Source organism: Citrobacter freundii complex sp. CFNIH4 (assembly GCF_002934505.1).
GTDB lineage: Bacteria > Pseudomonadota > Gammaproteobacteria > Enterobacterales > Enterobacteriaceae > Citrobacter > Citrobacter freundii.
The window spans coordinates 2,145,154-2,163,371 of sequence record NZ_CP026231.1; the positions used below are offsets into that span (position 1 = coordinate 2,145,154).

The 18,218-nt window shown below is 52.5% G+C and carries 16 protein-coding genes; 7 read left to right on the top strand and 9 right to left on the bottom strand.

Annotated features, from left to right (window positions below; genetic code table 11):
• Nucleotides 1–129: 129 nt before the first annotated feature.
• From prc to C2U41_RS10970, 3 genes are all read right to left on the bottom strand, one after another.
• A complete protein-coding gene (gene prc / locus C2U41_RS10960; RefSeq protein ID WP_003034960.1) occupies nucleotides 130–2,178 on the bottom strand; it encodes a carboxy terminal-processing peptidase in 2,049 nt (682 codons plus the stop codon).
• Between the two features lie 19 nt (nucleotides 2,179–2,197).
• Entirely contained in the window at nucleotides 2,198–2,884 is a 687-nt protein-coding gene (gene proQ, locus C2U41_RS10965) for an RNA chaperone ProQ (protein WP_003034957.1), read from the bottom strand.
• Between the two features lie 96 nt (nucleotides 2,885–2,980).
• Nucleotides 2,981–3,478 (bottom strand): GAF domain-containing protein, encoded by a 498-nt coding sequence (locus C2U41_RS10970; RefSeq protein WP_103848744.1) that lies wholly within the window; start codon nucleotides 3,476–3,478, stop codon nucleotides 2,981–2,983.
• Between the two features lie 128 nt (nucleotides 3,479–3,606).
• On the opposite strand from C2U41_RS10970, the gene yebS reads away from it, so the two are divergent.
• The 5 genes from yebS (at nucleotide 3,607) to C2U41_RS10995 (ending at nucleotide 9,624) form a co-directional block, all read left to right on the top strand.
• Nucleotides 3,607–4,890, top strand: coding sequence for a membrane integrity lipid transport subunit YebS (gene yebS, locus C2U41_RS10975; RefSeq protein WP_003841983.1), 1,284 nt, complete (start codon nucleotides 3,607–3,609; stop codon nucleotides 4,888–4,890).
• Nucleotides 4,859–7,492: a PqiB family protein gene (locus C2U41_RS10980; RefSeq protein ID WP_003034947.1), complete on the top strand. Its 2,634-nt coding sequence runs from the start codon at nucleotides 4,859–4,861 to the stop codon at nucleotides 7,490–7,492. The genes yebS and C2U41_RS10980 overlap by 32 nt, the downstream gene beginning before the upstream one ends.
• Nucleotides 7,493–7,604: 112 nt before the next feature.
• Nucleotides 7,605–8,993 (top strand): 16S rRNA (cytosine(1407)-C(5))-methyltransferase RsmF, encoded by a 1,389-nt coding sequence (rsmF, locus tag C2U41_RS10985; protein WP_049014636.1) that lies wholly within the window; start codon nucleotides 7,605–7,607, stop codon nucleotides 8,991–8,993.
• Between the two features lie 100 nt (nucleotides 8,994–9,093).
• Nucleotides 9,094–9,330, top strand: coding sequence for a YebV family protein (locus C2U41_RS10990; RefSeq protein WP_029139506.1), 237 nt, complete (start codon nucleotides 9,094–9,096; stop codon nucleotides 9,328–9,330).
• 102 nt (nucleotides 9,331–9,432) lie between these two features.
• Nucleotides 9,433–9,624 (top strand): YebW family protein, encoded by a 192-nt coding sequence (locus C2U41_RS10995; protein WP_003034941.1) that lies wholly within the window; start codon nucleotides 9,433–9,435, stop codon nucleotides 9,622–9,624.
• Here the strand turns inward: C2U41_RS10995 and pphA are convergent, their stop codons facing one another.
• The 3 genes from pphA to C2U41_RS11010 form a co-directional block, all read right to left on the bottom strand.
• Nucleotides 9,625–10,266, bottom strand: a complete 642-nt coding sequence (pphA, locus tag C2U41_RS11000) for a protein-serine/threonine phosphatase (RefSeq protein ID WP_048217477.1) — start codon at nucleotides 10,264–10,266, stop codon at nucleotides 9,625–9,627.
• 344 nt (nucleotides 10,267–10,610) lie between these two features.
• Nucleotides 10,611–10,928, bottom strand: coding sequence for a hypothetical protein (locus C2U41_RS11005; protein ID WP_103848745.1), 318 nt, complete (start codon nucleotides 10,926–10,928; stop codon nucleotides 10,611–10,613).
• Nucleotides 10,928–11,167 carry a hypothetical protein gene (locus tag C2U41_RS11010; RefSeq protein ID WP_103848746.1) on the bottom strand — a complete coding sequence of 80 codons (240 nt, stop codon included), beginning with the start codon at nucleotides 11,165–11,167 and terminating at the stop codon, nucleotides 10,928–10,930. The genes C2U41_RS11005 and C2U41_RS11010 overlap by 1 nt, the downstream gene beginning before the upstream one ends.
• Before the next feature lie 305 nt (nucleotides 11,168–11,472).
• On the opposite strand from C2U41_RS11010, the gene C2U41_RS11015 reads away from it, so the two are divergent.
• Together C2U41_RS11015 and C2U41_RS11020 are read left to right on the top strand one after the other, a co-directional pair.
• Complete coding sequence (locus tag C2U41_RS11015; RefSeq protein ID WP_103848747.1) at nucleotides 11,473–11,775, top strand: hypothetical protein; 303 nt, start codon at nucleotides 11,473–11,475, stop codon at nucleotides 11,773–11,775.
• Complete coding sequence (locus C2U41_RS11020; protein ID WP_096854954.1) at nucleotides 11,772–12,266, top strand: hypothetical protein; 495 nt, start codon at nucleotides 11,772–11,774, stop codon at nucleotides 12,264–12,266. The genes C2U41_RS11015 and C2U41_RS11020 overlap by 4 nt, the downstream gene beginning before the upstream one ends.
• Nucleotides 12,267–12,416: 150 nt before the next feature.
• On the opposite strand, the gene C2U41_RS11025 is transcribed toward C2U41_RS11020, so the two are convergent.
• Genes C2U41_RS11025 through C2U41_RS11035 form a run of 3 tightly spaced genes read right to left on the bottom strand, consistent with a single transcriptional unit; the run spans nucleotide 12,417 to nucleotide 18,210 of the window.
• Nucleotides 12,417–14,693, bottom strand: a complete 2,277-nt coding sequence (locus tag C2U41_RS11025; RefSeq protein WP_158655878.1) for a tail fiber domain-containing protein — start codon at nucleotides 14,691–14,693, stop codon at nucleotides 12,417–12,419.
• Nucleotides 14,694–14,749: 56 nt separating this feature from the next.
• Nucleotides 14,750–17,833, bottom strand: coding sequence for a host specificity factor TipJ family phage tail protein (locus tag C2U41_RS11030; protein ID WP_103848749.1), 3,084 nt, complete (start codon nucleotides 17,831–17,833; stop codon nucleotides 14,750–14,752).
• On the bottom strand, nucleotides 17,830–18,210 hold the full coding sequence (locus C2U41_RS11035; protein WP_103848750.1) for a nitrite transporter: 381 nt from the start codon (nucleotides 18,208–18,210) through the stop codon (nucleotides 17,830–17,832). The genes C2U41_RS11030 and C2U41_RS11035 overlap by 4 nt, the downstream gene beginning before the upstream one ends.
• Nucleotides 18,211–18,218 lie beyond the last annotated feature (8 nt).

Consider the following 18,218-nt stretch of genomic DNA (forward strand, 5'->3'; position numbering starts at 1 on the left):
ATGACTATTTTCAAGCATCCATAGGTGCTAAGTCACCAGAAAGACACAACTTTACATTTTATCGTATCAGGCTGACGTCTTCATGCACTTGTTAAAAAAACAGGCACAATTTCTTGTGCCTGTTCGAGGTTATTGACTGGTTGCGGGCTGTTCCGCTGGCTTCTCTTTCTCAAGATGCGCCAGGTCGAGCGCGATTTTTACCGTTTCATCCAGGTACGGATCCGGCTCCTGGTAATCCTTCGGCAGATCGTCCAGTTTCTTCAATGGCGGTTTGCCTTCACGTTTAAACCGATCGTTGATACGCGCCAGACGCATTGCGTCATCTTCGTTATTCTCTTTTTCACGCTGAGCGTAATTCAGAGAAGCGATGTTGCGCTTATCCTTCATCGCATTGAAACGCGCAATGTCCTTCATGATGTATTGGAACTCAGGATCGTTCGCAATACGTGCATTGTGCTCTTTCAGCAATTCAGGTCCGAACGGCGTCAGATTATCTGACTTAGTGTAGGTCGCAGCATCAATGCTGTCCCACGGCAGTGCGTTATCTTCAAATTTCTCGCCGGTTTCAGTTTCTTCATTACCTGTCGGCATGATGATATCCGGCGTAACGCCCTTACGCTGCGTGCTGCCACCGTTTACGCGGTAGAATTTCTGGATCGTGTACTGAACAGAACCCAGCGCTGGCCATTCCGGACGCAGCATCTGATCGTAAATACGGTTCAGGGAGCGATACTGCTGGACGGTGCCTTTCCCAAAGGTCGGTTCACCAACGATCAACGCTCGGCCATAATCCTGCATTGCCGCAGCGAAAATCTCTGATGCTGAGGCGCTGAAGCGATCGACCAATACCACCAGCGGGCCTTTGTAGTACACAACGCCGTCGGTATCGCTGTCTTCACGCACTTTACCGTTATTATCACGAACCTGAACCACCGGGCCGGAAGGAATGAACAGACCGGAAAGCGAAACCGCTTCAGTCAGTGCTCCACCACCGTTGGTACGCAGATCGATGATAATACTGCTGACATTTTGTTTTTCCAGTTTCTGCAGTTGGACTTTGACATCATCAGTCAGGCCTACATAGAAGCCAGGAATATCCAGTACGCCAACTTTTTCTTTGCCAACGGTTTTCACGGACATTTTCACGGCGCGATCTTCGAGACGAATACGTTCACGCGTTAGCGTCACGGTGCGCGTCTTGGTACCTTTACCGGCAGGCAGAATTTCAAGGCGTACCTTGCTGCCTTTAGGTCCTTTGATCAGTGCCACGACGTCATCCAGACGCCAGCCAATCACATCGACCATGCCCTTGCCCGTCTGCCCGACGCCGACAATACGATCGCCAACGCTGATCGACTTGCTCTTGGCTGCCGGACCACCTGCCACCATGGAGTTAATGACGGTGTAGTCATCATCCATTTGCAGAACCGCGCCAATACCTTCCAAAGACAAGCTCATTTCAGTATTGAACTGCTCGGTATTGCGCGGAGAGAGATAGTTAGTATGCGGGTCGATTTCACGGGCGAACGCTGTCATCGCCAGTGAGAACACATCTTCGCTGTTGGTCTGCGCCAGACGGCGAATCGCAAATTTGTAGCGGCGCGTCAGCGTTTCGCGAATTTCCGCATCGGTTTTACCGGTCAGCTTCAGGCTGAGTTCGTCAAATTTAACCTTGCCGTCCCACAGCGCATTTAGCTCTGCTTCGCTCTTCGGCCACGGCGCTTTACTTCGGTCGAGGTTAAACGTGTCGTTACCGGTAAAATCCATTGGACGTGCCAGTACGCTTAATGCGTACTGATAACGTTCAAATCGGCGTTTTTGCGCCAGATTATAGAGATCGTAAAAGACATCCAGCTTGCCGGTGCGCAGTTCATCGCCGAGGACCGTTTTCTTTTTTGCATACTGTTCGATATCGCTCGCCAACAGCACATTGTGGCTGTAGTCGAGCAAATTCAAATAGCGGTCAAAAATTTTTGCCGAAAACGCCTGATCCAGATCGAACTGGCGATAGTGTGATCGCGTAAAACGCGAAGTCACACGTTCGCTTACCGTCGCATGCTGGGTTTCTTCCTTTAAAACGGGGATTTGATCGGCACGCGTGATGTCTTCCACAGCAAGTGCCTGGCCTGCTAATGCAAGCAGACCAGCTAACGCAGTAAGCCTAAAAAAAGTGTTCATGCCAGGCCTGGCCTCCGTTTCAGAACACCAGGTGTTCTGCGCGTACAATCAAAGACATACCCGAATTCAGCTGTACACGGACGCCATCTTTGGTGATTTCTAATACGGTGGCATCCATCGCATTATTTCCTGCTTTCACCTTCAGAGACTGCCCTACCGTCAGTACTGAAATATCAGATACCGGGGTATGCTGTTCTTCGCGAGGAGCACGCGGTGCTTTTGCTGCTGGTTTTTCAGCGCGAGGTTTACGCTCTGCACCTTCTTTACGACGCGGTGCAGGACGCGGCTTACGCTCGCGACGCGGTGCGCCTTCTTTTTCACCGGCAGCAGCAGCCGCTTCGCGTTTTTTCGCCTGTTGCTCTGCGCGTTGCGCCTGAACACGGGCTTTAGCTTCTTCCAGCTGTTTGCGCGCATGTTCAACATGTTGTTCATCCAGCTCACCACAAGGGTTGCCGTCGAGATCAACACGCGTTGCGCCCAATTTAACGCCGTACAGATAGCGCCAGCTTGAAGTATAGAGACGTAAGGCAGAACGGAGCTGAGTCTTGCTGAGGTTCATTTCGCCCTCAACACGCTCTACCAGATCCTGAAAAATGCCAATTTTCAGTGGGCGCGCTTCGCCTTCCGCACTAAAACACTGCGGGAAGCGTTCGGCCAGAAACGCGATGACTTCTTTACTGCTATTCAACTTAGGTTGATTTTCCATGAAATTTCCTGATTACAACGGACGTAGCCAACAAGCGCAGGCATGAACAGGCGACATTATAATGACGTCATCAGTAATTGCTACGTTATCCGTTGATTATCCTGCGACGTGCGCAAAGAATTTTTTGTAATCCGTCGTTGCAAGCACGGTTTCAAGCTGTGCCACCAGTGTACGCAGACCTTGTTCATCTTCCTCAGTAAAGCGGCCAAACGCCGTGCTATCGATATCCAGCACGCCGATTATCTGATTTTCGACGGTGATTGGCAGGACGATTTCAGCGTTGCTGGCGGCATCACAAGCAATGTGCCCATCAAAAGCATGTACGTCCTCAATACGCTGAACCTGGTTCTGCGCCACTGCTGTACCGCACACACCACGCCCTACCGGGATCCGCACGCAGGCAATTTTGCCCTGGAAGGGACCAAGCACCAGCGTATCGTCCCCAAGCAGGTAAAAACCGGCCCAATTCACTTCTGCAAGACGCTCGTACAACAATGCGCTGGTATTCGCCAGCGTTGCCAGAAAACTGGTTTCACCTGCCATCAATGCCTGAAAATCACGGTTCAGATCCGTGTATAGCTCTATTTTGTTCATTATGTAATCACTTAGTTGTCTTACTTAAAACTGCAGCCTACTAAAATAAACATTAAATGCGTTAATGCTCAAGATCATTCCCGTCATGAGTTAAGATAACATTACTTCAACAATTTGATTCGCGATACATGGCCTTAACGACACCACGCATCACGCCAACTAAAAAAATAGCCATCAGGTCCATCGGTGAGGCACTACCTCGTGCACATTATCATCGCTGCCCTGAATGTGACCTGATATTTAGCTTGCCTAAAATGCGTTCGCACCAAAGTGCCTTTTGCCCACGCTGCCAGGCAAAAATTCGTGACGGACGCGACTGGTCATTAACGCGACTTGCGGCAATGGCTTTCACCATGTTGCTGCTGATGCCCTTTGCCTGGGGAGAGCCACTCCTGCACATCTATTTATTAGGCGTGCGCATTGATGCCAATGTTATGCAAGGCATCTGGCAAATGACCCGACAAGGTGACCCCCTCACTGCTTCTTTCGTGCTTTTTTGCGTCGCTGGCGCGCCGCTAATTCTCGTGACCTCAATTGCTTATCTGTGGTTTGGCAATATTCTTGGGATGAACCTGCGCCCGGTGCTGCTGATGCTGGAAAGGCTCAAAGAGTGGGTGATGCTCGATATCTATCTTGTGGGCATTGGCGTCGCGTCAATCAAAGTTCAGGACTATGCTTTTTTGCAACCCGGTGTGGGGCTGTTTGCTTTTATTGCGCTGGTGATCCTCAGTATTTTGACGCTGTCGCACCTCAACGTAGAGCAGCTTTGGGACCGATTTTACCCGCAAAGACCAGCCCGTCGCCCTGATGAAAAGCTCCGCGTCTGCCTCGGTTGTCACTTTACAGGTTATCCGGACGCTCGGGGTCGCTGCCCTCGTTGCCATATCCCGCTGCGCTGGCGCAGGAATCAAAGCATCCAAAAGTGTTGGGCGGCGCTACTGGCCTCGATTGTCCTACTTTTGCCTGCTAATCTGCTGCCCATCTCGGTAATTTATGTCAACGGTGGTAGGCAGGAAGACACTATCCTGTCAGGCATAATGTCTTTGGCAAACAGCAACGTCGGCGTGGCGGCGATCGTTTTTATCGCCAGTATTCTGGTGCCATTCACCAAAGTGATTGTGATGTTTACGTTGCTCATCAGCATCCATTTTAACTGCGAGCAAGGATTGCGTACCCGCATAAAACTGCTGCGTATGGTGACCTGGATTGGCCGCTGGTCGATGCTGGATCTCTTTGTTATCGCTTTAACCATGTCGCTGATTAATCGCGATCAGATACTTGCTTTTACTATGGGACCGGCTGCGTTTTATTTCGGCGCGGCGGTAATATTGACTATTCTTGCTGTGGAATGGCTGGACAGCCGCTTACTTTGGGATGCACATGAGTCAGGAAACGCCCGCTTCGCAGACTGAAGCGCAGATTAAAACAAAACGCCGTATCTCTCCGTTCTGGCTGCTGCCGTTCATTGCACTGATGATCGCAGGATGGCTTATCTGGGGAAGCTATGAAGATCGCGGCAATACCGTAACCATTGACTTCATGTCCGCGGACGGCATTGTACCAGGACGCACGCCCGTTCGTTATCAGGGCGTTGAAGTGGGCACGGTGCAGGATATCAACCTCAGCAAAGATCTGCGTAAAATTGAAGTCCGCGTCAGCATCAAATCGAGCATGAAAGATGCACTGCGCAAAGATACCCAGTTCTGGCTGGTCACGCCGAAAGCGTCGCTGGCCGGCGTTTCGGGTCTGGATGCGTTGGTTGGTGGTAACTATATCGGCATGATGCCCGGAACCGGCGAGGAAGAAGATCATTTTGTTGCCCTCGACACACAGCCCAAATACCGTCTGGATAATGGCGATTTGATGCTGCATCTGCGGGCGCCTGACCTCGGTTCGCTCAATAGCGGTTCGCTGGTTTATTTCCGTAAGATTCCGGTGGGCCGAGTGTATGACTACACTATCAACCCCAACAATCAGGGCGTAACTATCGACGTGCTGATTGAACGTCGGTTTACCAATCTGGTGAAAAAAGGCAGCCGCTTCTGGAACGTCTCCGGTGTGAATGCGGATGTCAGCCTCAGCGGCGCGAAGATCAAACTGGAAAGTCTTGCCGCGCTGGTCAATGGCGCCATTGCTTTTGATTCGCCTGAAGACTCAAAACCCGCCGCAGCCGACGACACGTTTGGTTTATATCAGGATCTCGCGCACAGCCAGCGCGGAGTGATCGTCAAGCTTGACTTACCCAGCGGGGACGGACTCAAAGCTGGCTCAACATCGCTGATGTATCAAGGATTACAAGTCGGCCAACTCACCAAACTGGATTTAAATCCAGGCGGTAAAGTGACTGGAGAAATGACGGTCGACCCCAGCGTCGTAACGCTGCTGCGCGACAACACGCGGATTGAATTACACAGCCCTAAATTATCGTTAAACGATGCCAATCTCAGCTCACTGCTGACGGGTAAAACGTTTGAACTGGTCCCCGGCGAAGGCGAGCCGCGTAGCCAGTTTGTGGTTATCCCCGCAGAGAAGTCGTTGTTACACGATCCAGGGGTCATGACATTTACGCTCACCGCACCGGAAAGTTACGGTATTGATGCTGGCCAGCCGCTGATTCTCCACGGCGTACAGGTCGGTCAGGTGATTGAGCGCACGCTTTCCAGCAAAGGCGTTTCATTTACCGTTGCCATCGAACCGCAGCATCGTGACCTGGTGCAAGGTGACAGTAAGTTCGTGGTCAACAGCCGCGTGGACGTCAAAGTCGGACTTGATGGCGTGGAGTTCCTTGGCGCCAGCGCCAGCGAGTGGCTCAGCGGCGGCATTCGTATTTTGCCCGGTACGAAGGGGGAAATGAAAAAAAGCTACCCGCTTTATGCCAACCTGGAAAAAGCGATTGAAAACAGCCTGAGCGATCTGCCAACCACCACGGTCAGCCTGAGCGCCGAAACGCTGCCTGATGTGCAGGCCGGCTCGGTGGTTCTATACCGCAAATTCGAGGTCGGTGAAGTGATCAGCGTTCGTCCTCGCGCCGATGCGTTTGATATCGATCTGCATATTAAACCGGAATATCGCAACCTGTTGACCAGCAACAGCGTGTTCTGGGCCGAAGGCGGAGCAAAAGTTCAGCTTAACGGCAGCGGATTAACCGTACAGGCATCTCCCCTTTCACGCGCGCTCAAAGGGGCAATTAGCTTCGATAATTTAAGCGGTGCCAGCGCCAGCCAACGCAAAGGCGACAAGCGCATTCTGTATGCTTCGGAAACCGCCGCGCGTGCGGTAGGCGGCCAGATAACGCTGCATGCGTTCGATGCCGGTAAACTCGCTGCTGGCATGCCGATTCGCTACCTGGGAATCGATATCGGCCAGATTCAGACTCTTGAGCTGATCACCGCCCGTAACGAAGTGCAGGCAAAAGCAGTTCTGTACCCGGAATACGTGCAGACCTTCGCGCGAAGCGGTACCCGTTTCTCCGTGATCACCCCGCAAATTTCGGCAGCTGGCGTGGAGCATCTGGATACAATCCTGCAGCCGTACATCAACGTTGAACCCGGACGCGGTAATCCGCGACGTGATTTTGAGCTGCAGGAAGCCACCATTACCGACTCTCGTTACCTCGATGGTCTGAGTATTGTGGTGGAAGCACCGGAAGCAGGTTCACTGAATATCGGAACCCCAGTTTTGTTCAGAGGTATTGAAGTGGGGACCGTCACCGGGCTGACGCTGGGCTCGCTTTCCGATCGTGTGATGGTTGCCATGCGCATTAGCCAGCGCTATCAGCATCTGGTGCGCAACAACTCCGTGTTCTGGCTGGCATCCGGCTACAATCTTGACTTCGGCCTGACCGGCGGTGTCGTGAAGACCGGTACCTTCAATCAGTTCATCCGCGGCGGCATCGCCTTCGCGACTCCACCAGGTACACCGCTGGCTCCTAAAGCGCAGGCAGGTAAACACTTCCTGTTGCTCGAAAGCGAACCGAAAGAGTGGCGTGAATGGGGAACAGCCCTGCCACGATAATCTCTCCACTTGCTCCGGCGTACTCGCGCCGGAGCACTTATGCTACACTGCGCACCTGTTTTTTTGCCGGTGGTACCAAGTGGCTTATTTTCCCGACGCCTTTCTGACTAAAATGCGTGAAGCAATGCCTTCCACGCTCTCATTCGATGATTTTCTCGCTGCCTGTCAGCGCCCGTTGCGCCGCAGCATTCGCGTCAATACGCTGAAAATCTCCGTTGCCGATTTCCTCACACTGACAGCACCTTACAACTGGTCTCTCACTCCGGTTCCCTGGTGTGCTGAAGGTTTCTGGATCGAACGCGATGAAGATGAGTTAGTGCCGCTCGGTAGCACAGCAGAACATTTAAGCGGCCTGTTTTATATTCAGGAAGCCAGCTCAATGCTGCCAGTCGCTGCGCTGTTTGCCGAAGGCAATACCCCGGAACGCGTAATGGATGTCGCGGCAGCCCCTGGCTCCAAAACTACGCAAATTGCCGCAAAAATGAATAATCGAGGCGCCATTCTGGCGAATGAATTTTCTGCCAGTCGCGTCAAAATCCTGCATGCCAATATCAGCCGTTGCGGGATAGCCAACGTCGCCCTGACCCATTTTGACGGCCGGGTTTTTGGCGCTGCGTTGCCGGAATCATTTGATGCCATATTGCTGGACGCCCCGTGTTCCGGGGAAGGCGTAGTGCGTAAAGACCCCGATGCGCTAAAAAACTGGTCGCCAGAAAGTAATCTGGAAATTGCCGCAACTCAGCGCGAACTGCTCGACAGCGCCTTTCACGCTCTGCGCCCCGGCGGCACGTTGGTTTACTCGACCTGTACGCTTAATCGTGACGAAAATGAAAACGTCATGCAGTGGTTGATTGAAACCTACCCGGACGCCGTCGAGTTTTTACCACTCGGCGATTTATTTCCACAGGCCGAACGCGCTCTGACGCCGGAAGGATTCCTGCATGTGTTTCCGCAAATTTACGATTGCGAAGGTTTCTTCGTTGCGCGTTTGCGCAAAACAGCCGCCATCCCTCCACTACCTGCGCCGACATATAAAGTCGGTAACTTCCCGTTTAGCCCGCTGAAAGGACGCGAGTCCGCGCTTGTCGCGCAAGCCGCGAGCGCTTGTGGACTGCAATGGGAAGATAATTTCCGCCTGTGGCAGCGCGATAAAGAGATTTGGCTATTCCCAACAGAAATTGAGCCACTGATCGGCAAAGTCCGCTTTTCCCGACTCGGCGTCAAATTAGCTGAAACGCACAATAAAGGCTACCGCTGGCAGCATGAAGCCGTCATCGCGCTCGCCAACCCAAATCACAGCCATGCGTTTGAACTGACGCTTGCCGAAGCTGAAGAGTGGTACCGCGGTCGGGATGTCTACCCACAAACCGCACCGACGAGTGACGACGTACTGGTTACATTCCAGCATCAACCTATCGGTCTGGCAAAACGTATTGGATCGCGACTGAAGAATAGCTACCCACGCGATCTTGTCCGGGATGGCAAACTCTTTACGGGATAACGCACGTTTTTACTGGCGCTTTTGCTAACGTTGACTACGCTGAAAAATGGACGACCTAACTGGTCGTACCACAATTAGCAAATTAACGGAGAGCACGATGATGAAAACCAGTGTGCGCATTGGCGCTTTTGAAATCGACGACGCCGAGTTACATGGCGAATCGCCGGGGGACCGAACGTTAACCATTCCGTGTAAATCCGACCCGGATTTATGTATGCAACTGGATGCCTGGGATGCCGATACCAGCGTCCCGGCCCTGTTGAACGGAGAACATTCAGTACTATTTCGCGAACACTACGATCGTAAGTCAGATGCCTGGATCATGCGCCTTGCCTGATTCAAAAAGAACCCGTCGCCAGACGGGTTATTTCTTGGTTAATTTCCCTCATCTATCAACATCTTCTACACTACAGCTATGGCTTTACCATTTGAGGATGGAATGTTCACGCTGGTTCTTTTTGTGTGCTACCTGGATGGCGGTTGTGAAGATATCGTGGTTGATGTCTACAAAACTGAGCAGCAGTGCCTGATATCGATGGACGATCAACGTATTCGTAACGGAGGGTGTTTACCCGCGGATGACTACATTGATAGTTTCTGGCACCCGGCCCAGGAATACAGCGATTTTTGATTATTGCAGTTGTACCAGCGTTAACTCGCCGCCAAATACAGCACCGGTATCAATATAATGCAGATTCTCGCGATCCAGCCGATGGCGCAACGGCGTGTGGCCAAACCAAAAGTGATCCGCGCCGCGAATCCCACAACCGTTGTTCATTAGCCTCGAACGATCCCACAGCACACGCTGTAAATCGATCTTTTTTAGCCACTGATAATCATCATCCGGGTAATCGGCATGAGCAATAACGTGTATGCCGTTTTGACAGTGCAGCTCCAGAATCCAGGGTAATTGCCAACACTCTTCAAGAGCGAATTTCGCTGCCGGTTGCTCCGCCTGCGCATACCACGAGCCACCATTAATTAACCACATGAATTTATCCCCCGTCGCCAGCGCGTCCAGCGCCATCTGTTCATGATTCCCCCTGACCGCGACAATCCAGCGTTTACGCAATAATTTCAGGCAACGCAAACTGTCTGGTCCACGGTCAATAACATCCCCCACTGAAACCAGCAGATCCTGCCAGGGATCAAAACGGTACTGGCGCAGTTTAGCCATCAGTATCGAGAAGCAGCCGTGGATATCCCCAACCACCCAGACGTGACGCCACTGCGTACCGTCGATTCGTTGATAGATATTGTCAGGTCGTCCCATGTCGCCTCCAGAGTACAAGGGTACCTGATTATAATTTTAGCAATGATGGTAAAAAAGCCTGGACGATCGTGGGCAGGAGTATGGTATGGTTTATGGAGAATGCAGCATGCGATAAGACGTGTTTTGCCCTGGATGGTATCGCATTCGCCACATAAAAAGAGACCGAATACGATTCCTGTTTACGGCTCAATCTCTGTTCTTCGTTATATATCAAGCAGTTGACATCGAAAACACCCCAAAATAAGCGTTACAACACTTACCATTGCGTTCTTTCAAGATCAAACCGTTACTTTATTATTCGAGTGGGCGACGAGTGAATTTCGTGGGCACCTCGATCCACAAATTCACACAATTCTGTCATCCTGCAACGCGCTGTTGATGAAGAACGTCACGCGCCCCAGAACTTCCACTTCCTCTGCGGCCTCCCCCTCAATCGCTTCGCCATCATCCGTGATTAATGCCCTACCCCTGAGTTTCGCAAACTGCGTTCGACCGCCAATGAGGATCAGCAGAGTCTGTCCCTGCACTAACCGGGTGACCGGCTCGATTAATGCGAAACCTGATGATGTTTCCAGAATGCGGGTATCGATGCCGACGCCGCAGATGAGCTCCGGTGTCATCCGCTGGGAGGTATAGTCAGCTGCCGGTGAAGGAAAGCCCATTAGTGAACCCTCCCCATGTTGCGCAAGATCCAGTAGTGATTGTCGGTTCCGTCGGTTGTCTTATCCGTGAAATCTGGCTGGTAGTACTTTATCCATTCGTTGGCGTCGGCCCGGCTGAAATGCCAGTGGACCTTTGCCAGTTCACGGATAAAGTCTTCTGTGCGTAAGCACCGGTATCCCTTGGGGTTTAGCTGTATTGCGGCCACAAATGCGGCGTGAATGTCGTTTCTGCGGGGCATGATCTGCACTCCTTTTACTGTTTTTATATACAGTAGTTTTAATGTGAGTGCAGATCAATGTGGGGTTGCCTATCAATGCGGCCGACAGGAGTTGAGGGGTAGTGGCGATTTACACGGCAACGTAGGTCTTGTGATGAACACAGCAGTTTTCCTTAATACACTGATCATTTGTCAGGATGTCCGAATCTACGAAGCCAGGATAGGATTAATCCCATTATGTTTATACTGTCCGGCTACCCCCTCCTTGTTCTGCATGCCATGCAGTCTATCTGGAGGGCGAAGCGTTAGGTTAAAAGGAAGTTACTGTGCATAAATATGAAGGGCTTTCGGCTATAGCTAAAAAAGTTACTGTGGATGATTTTGGCGAGTATTTACAAAGCATTGAAAATCATAAAGATGGCATTTTTTGTTATATTTGTGGTGGGAATAACTGGGATTTACACAGAAGTCCGGATGATAAAGATAAGCCTGTAATCATCACCTTCCCCATTCCTGATAAGGAAGGTATGGGTGTCTGGGCATTTTATGTGATGTGCAAAAACTGCGGTGGCATGCATTTTATCAATGCAAATAAAGTTGCTACCTGGTTGGATAACAAAGAAAAATGATTAACCCTTGCTATGATGAAAGCATCTTCAATGTTGAAGTAAGGGTTAAATCTAAGCTAACTAGCCACGCCGGTGGTATGATTGAAAATCATAACGGCGACACTATGTTAGTTGCTGAAACAATCACTATTGATTTTGAGGAGGAAATCGTGACTTCGCAAGAAAATCCGCATCTGAAAATTCCTCTCACTTTCAAATCGGCTATGTGGATGGGTATTGGTTTCGTTGCTGTTGCGCTAGGTGGAGCTTGGGCCATGTACACCCACTTAGACAACAAACTTGAAACCTATAGATCTGGTACTGAAGCTCGAATTGAGGCAGCAAGAGCAAGCCTTGATGGCAAGATAGATTCTCTCGGATCAGAAACACGCGCTCATTTTGAAGCGGCTAGAGTGGAATCTAAAGCAGATAATGCCACCATAACAACTCAACTACAGACCATCTCAAATAGCCTATCCGAGCTAAACGGAAAAGTTTCAAAAGACAAATAACCCGGCCACCGTGCCGGGTTTTTGTTCATTTCATGTCTATGAAAGTTGTTAAAGCGCTTGGCCGATTACCTGCACCAGCTAATCTCTTAAGTCAATTTACATACTCACCTCTGTTTGACTGTTAAATAAAACACGGCGAAGCGGTAATTTTTATTTGGATTCGAGATCCTGAACACGCGCTACCAAATCTTCATACTGCTCTTTCATTCGCTCATAGTTACGGCGCTGTAATGCAGCTTCCAGAGCCAGGGCCTCCTCATAACGAATGCCATAGCGGGATCCGGCTGGGGTTTCAAGAACCTGGCTGTAAGTTGGCTCTGCAGGTTCGGTATATTCCTCAATTACCTCAGTCGGCACCTGCTCGGTATACTCCTCTTCGACATCTTCAAGCTCTGCTTCATAAACAAAAAGATGCTTGCCTTCCTCGTCAAGGCGCGGAGTACCATCCTCGTTAAAGACAAATACCTGGATAAGCTTAGGTGTCTGATACTCTTCCTTAACAACCCTCTTAATGCGTTTTCCATCTTCTGTTTCTTCATCCACAAGAATTTCGCGCGTGGCTGTCATCATCACAGGTCGTTTTACTGTACGGGTTTTTGTCACTTCCATCATGCGGCTGACAGTGCGGGTTTTTGTTACTCGCTCTCCCTCGTTGGTTCGCACTGAAATATATTGGTCTTCCCATTCGTCGTAACAGAGAAGCCCGAGACCAAAGCCATCAATGCCATGCGATGCAAAAACCTCTTCCACACGCTGAGCAATAAGGCCGAAGTGCCAGCGGGCACCGTCTTCGCCTTTTTGCGCAATCGCATCATCAAACTTAAACCGCGTGCGCCAGTTCACTTCCTCCCAGGCATCCAGGACCACATCAGGGATCGATTCTTTAATTGGCTTGTGATCGTCATCAGAGGTATTAATCGATCCAGTGCCAAAGAACGCAGTTCTCCCACGATATGCAGCTGATCCATAGTCAAACTGGTTATCTGCGCTGGGTCGAATAGTGCAATTGAATGTGAAGATTCCGGCATTAAGTGAAATCGTTCCTCCGCCACTTGTCGCGGATCCGCCAGCAAAAAGAATCCTGCTGTCGTACGTGCTTCCAGCGCCTGAGGTTCGAGCCTGAAGGACTGATGTACCAGCTGCCGTTGGAGAACCGATACTTAAAAATGCTCCGGAGTCCTCCATTAACAGGCTCTTGGTGCTGAGCTTCACCAGATTGTGATGGATGATATGGTTTACTTCGACAAGGGAGCTCAGAGACAAGACGCGGTCTATCTTCTGGCAATCAACCGATATGACGCGACTGTCCTCACCAAAAACAGGGCCACCATTTTGCGGGCCAAATGCAATACCGGTTCGCCATGTGCAGGCGCTACCCATATTCCCGACAGAAATAGCGGCATCGATAACATCCCCGCGCTTTTCCTTTGTGCCACCAATCTGAAGCCCAGTTCTGATATTGACACTAGAGCCTTCCGGGATGCCTACGTTGAATTCAGCCCCTGTTAAGTTAAGAAGGTGTAATGCGCCAGGCGTGACGGTGGCGTAAAAGTTACCGCCAAACAGAGCCCCTTTTGCATCAGCAGCAGATGTTCCCCCATCGCCAGTTGAAGAGGTTGCAAAGCCTACAACCCCGACATAGTTTCTGTCGGTATTTGTTGAATCCGTCTGGCCCATCTGCTCAAGGATGAACTCAGCAGCATGACGTCCACCTTTTGTTCCCGGCCCTCCAAACTTGTGGTTTAGCAGAAACCCGTCAACCTTCGTTCCCGGTACCAAATCATCAACAGCATTAAACCGGTCATCGTCAATACGGATGTAGTTGAACTTAGCCGTGTTGACGTCAAGTCCGCTCCCGGTAATAGGCTCTGCGAGATGCACGCCAAGCCCGCGAGTGTAATCTGAACCAAACTGTTCGCCAGAACGCCCCTGCAGAACAGAAAATTTATCCAGGCCACGCGTAATGACGCCCGGCCCAACTAAAGCAAGACCGCCAGGTGATGCTAACTCCTGACGAAGTGCGGCATCACCAACGCTTACCAGATGCAGAGAATCATTCGCCCATGATGCAGCATCATTGCCGGTAGTGGTGAATGGAAGTGTTGTGGCGGCGGTTAATTTATAGAACTCATTCTGATAACGGATCAGCTGGTTATATTCAGTAATGTTCAGCGGACCATCGGTATAATCCCCGATAACCTTATAGCCAGAGCTCTGGATAAAATTGTCAAAGCGCTGTTTCTGGCTAAGCAGTTGGGTAGAAAACGCCTGCTCCATTCCCCAAATTGTTGTTCTATTTCTGCCAAAGCGATCTTTCCAGATTGCCTGGGTAATATCGTTTACCGCAAAGTCCAGGTTCTGGGCGTTATCGAATAAAACATACGGGCTTGTTGAACCCAGCGGTTCTTTCGTGAAATAGGTAGTCATGCTCGCTCCGGGCATAAAAAACCCGCCGAAGCGGGTCAGATAATTTTGATTTGCTGTTAAGCGGCGTCGCCGGGGTATGTGGCGTCGTCGTAGGCGTACTTGCCTGGATGGTACTGGATGGCAGTGACCTGGCTGATACCGTCGTTACCAGGAGATATTTCTCCGACCAGAGCGTCATACGGCACCCTAACAGACGAACAGAACAGCAGGCGAGGCGGCTCAATGTATGCGTCGTTCATCGCCCACAATTCCGGCTCCAGCGCGGCGCTGTACGGCACCGAGATGGTGAAGTCGTCAATGCGTGTCGGCACCACCATGGCCGATGCCCTTCCATCCTGATAGCGGATAATCACGCGAGGGCTTTGGAACGACCAGTCCGGCGCCTCGCTGAGTGTCAGCGTGATTTTGTTGCTGTCATACGTCATATCGGTAATCAGGCAGCTAAGCTGCTGACCGCCAGGGATATCGTCGGCCAGTACAATCCGATCCATGAACTCGTAGCAGAGCGCATCCATCTCAGTTGAGGTGGTGTGCTGCAGGCGCTGCAACTGGTAGCCCATCAACCGGCGCATGCCGATGCGGTAGGTACGGTCCTCATCCAGAACGCCATCCAGTTTGTAATCCTCCACCTTCACTGGTGTCAGATTCCCTGGCAACCGGCACTGAACAGTTTCTTCAGCCCATGTCGTGCCATTGATATAGGTGACATCGACCCCGTCGTAATCATCCTGACTCGGCGCCTTAAACGCGGTCTGCAGCTCCTCGGTGGTTTCCTGTGGGGTGATCATGCCTACCCAGGGTTTAATCCCTTCCCTGCCGGCAGAAGCCAGCCCGTCAGACAGCAGGAAATACCCCATCCCCGCGTTGGTGATTTTCTGCAGCACCTCAAGTGCGGACTTGCTCTCACCGCTCGCCCAGTCGAACTTCTCACCGCGTGGCGTCCAGTAGGTTTGTTCCAGCGAGTCAATCGCCGCTGTGTCAATCTGGCTGGCCGTGAAACCCAGCGACTCCAGGACGTGGTAAAGCGCGCCGCTGATGCTGCGCGCAGTTCTGCCGCCGCTGTAAATCCGGGTTGGCGTGACGCTAATCCGGCGATCAGACATGGCCGCCAGGCGATTTCCGGTGCGGACGGTCAGCGCCATGGTGGTGACGCCGTCGTATTTCGTGGGGCGCTTGCTGAGTCGCGAGCGCAGCGCCTGCCAGAATACCTGGTCGCGCGTGCTGCCACCCTTAACCGGTTCGGTGCGGCGCATCCGGATCTCATATTGCCCCGGCGACACGCTGTAGCGATGCGTAAACCCGATCTGGTTTTCGGTACTGCGTGAATAGAACGGAGACTGCTGCTGCCAGGTGGTAGTTCCAACCTTGCGATACTGGATCACCAGGCGTACCGGCATGGAACGCTTATTCCCCTGGTCGGTGTAACGCACCAGGCCGCTCTGGAAGTTGATGTTCACTTCAAATGCGTCCAGCGTTTCGCCATCAGGACACGCCAGGAACGGGCCTACCCACTCATAATCGTCACTGACGCCCGTTACGGTCGCATCCAGCAGCGTGCGCTCAGTGAAGCCAGGCCACGATGGATCCGGCGTCGTGATGGTTTCACCGCCCGGGCCGGTGGTGACCATGAGCCGCTCAACGGTAATGGTCTGGCTGTCCACATCGGTGATCCGGAACTGATTACCGGCGAGCCCCAGAGAGAAGCGCTGAATGCCTTCCGGCAGTCCGGTAAACGGCGTGCCGGTGGCGCTGTTGTAGGCCAGAGTGATGTGCGCCCGAACTTCCGCCGTGCCACCCGTTGATTTCACACCTGCCGTATTAACCGGAGCATCACCGAAAACAGCAACGGGTAACGGGCTGTTGGTGATGGAACCGCCAGCAAACGGGCTGCTGGCCTCTCCGATTTCAAGCTGCCCACTGTTGTCGCGCGCGACCAGGCCGGAACCAGAAAGTTGCGAGGTGATCGAGGAAATCACGCCCGACATGGTCACGTAGTTTGTCACCAGCGATACCGGGTAAGTAGTGCCCTGCCAGCTGATGCTGAACGTCACAGGCGTGCTGCTGAAATCGTATGTCGTCGGCGCGGCGCTGGCGGTGATTCTGGCGGCACTACCGCCTACCCCCGGCACCGCCGGAACGCCCGGCGCATAGCTGGCGATCACCAGGTCGTAGTCGTTGCCGTTATAGTTGAGGGATACCGGCATTCCGACCACTGGTGCCAGCTCCTCTATTCCGCCATAAATCACGCTGTAACCGCCGGAGGACACGACCGTGTAAGAGTTTGGCGCCAGAACGGTGATCACCGTTCCGACAGCCCACGACGGCGGAATCTCCTCATCGCCAGAAGACGATACGTCAACCAGCGTGATGGAGTTTCCGGACACGACCAGCGCATCCGCGATAATACTGACCGTCTCCGGGCCGCTTGAGCCCAGATCCAGACCGGCGGTACCGGAGCCGGTATTACCGACCTCTGGTGAGTTGAACCAGTTTTCGGTACGCGTATCGCCGGAGACCGTGGCGCCAGGCGGGTAGATGGTGTAGCGCACATCGGTACCGAACGCGGATATTGGCGTATTACCGATCCTGATATCGGACTGGTTAATCACCATGTCGCCGACACCCACGCACAGGAACATGCTGGTTTCCATGCTGGTCTCGTTGACGAACCGGCTGACCGGCTGCACGACGTAATCAGGCCAGACGCGGTATTTCCCGAAGATTTCCCGAATGGGGTCACCAAGTTTCGCCGCGTTGGCTTTGGCCGGGTTGAGGTCAATCTGGTCACCGCTGGCCGCCTGGGAACCGCCGCCGCCTGCCTGCGACATTGTGCTCATCATGTAGATGCTGTAGGCAGCAGAGGCGACGGCTACGCTGACGGCAACCCAGATAGCGATTTCTGCGCCGGTACCGTACGGCACCGGATACATCCTGATGTCTGTTTCTCGCTTGATAACGCACAATGGCCACTCTGACGCCGGGACGGGAACACCGTCAATTTCAACCGCAACCGGGTGCTGCTGATCCGGCGCCCAGTCCTTCACGTTCCGCGAAAACCAGGCGCTGAGGGTCATCGTTTCATGTTCGTGCTTTTCCAGCGGTTCGCCTGGTAGCCGGGATGGATAGATTCGGATCGTCACTGGTAATACTCCACGCGAACAAAGCGGCGCGCAAACCGCGCCAGCGGCAGGAAGGTTACGTTGGTGCGCGGATTGCACTCTGCAGCGCGCATTTGGCCGTCAATCTCGACAACGATGGCAACGTGTGTCACCACAGAGCCGGAATAACAGGCGATACCCGCGCCCGGGGCAGGGTCACATCGCGACAGGCCAGCCATCAGCCCGCGCGCCTCCCGGTCAAGGCCGTTATCATCCTTCGTGACTCCGGCGAAATCCGGCCACGGCGCCAGGCCAAGATCGCGCCTGATTTCATTGACGATGCCAAAGCAGTCCAGCGCGGGGTAAGCGCGCCCGCCATTCTGCCACTCGACAGAACGGTATTTATCAGGATTGAACATGGTGTTTT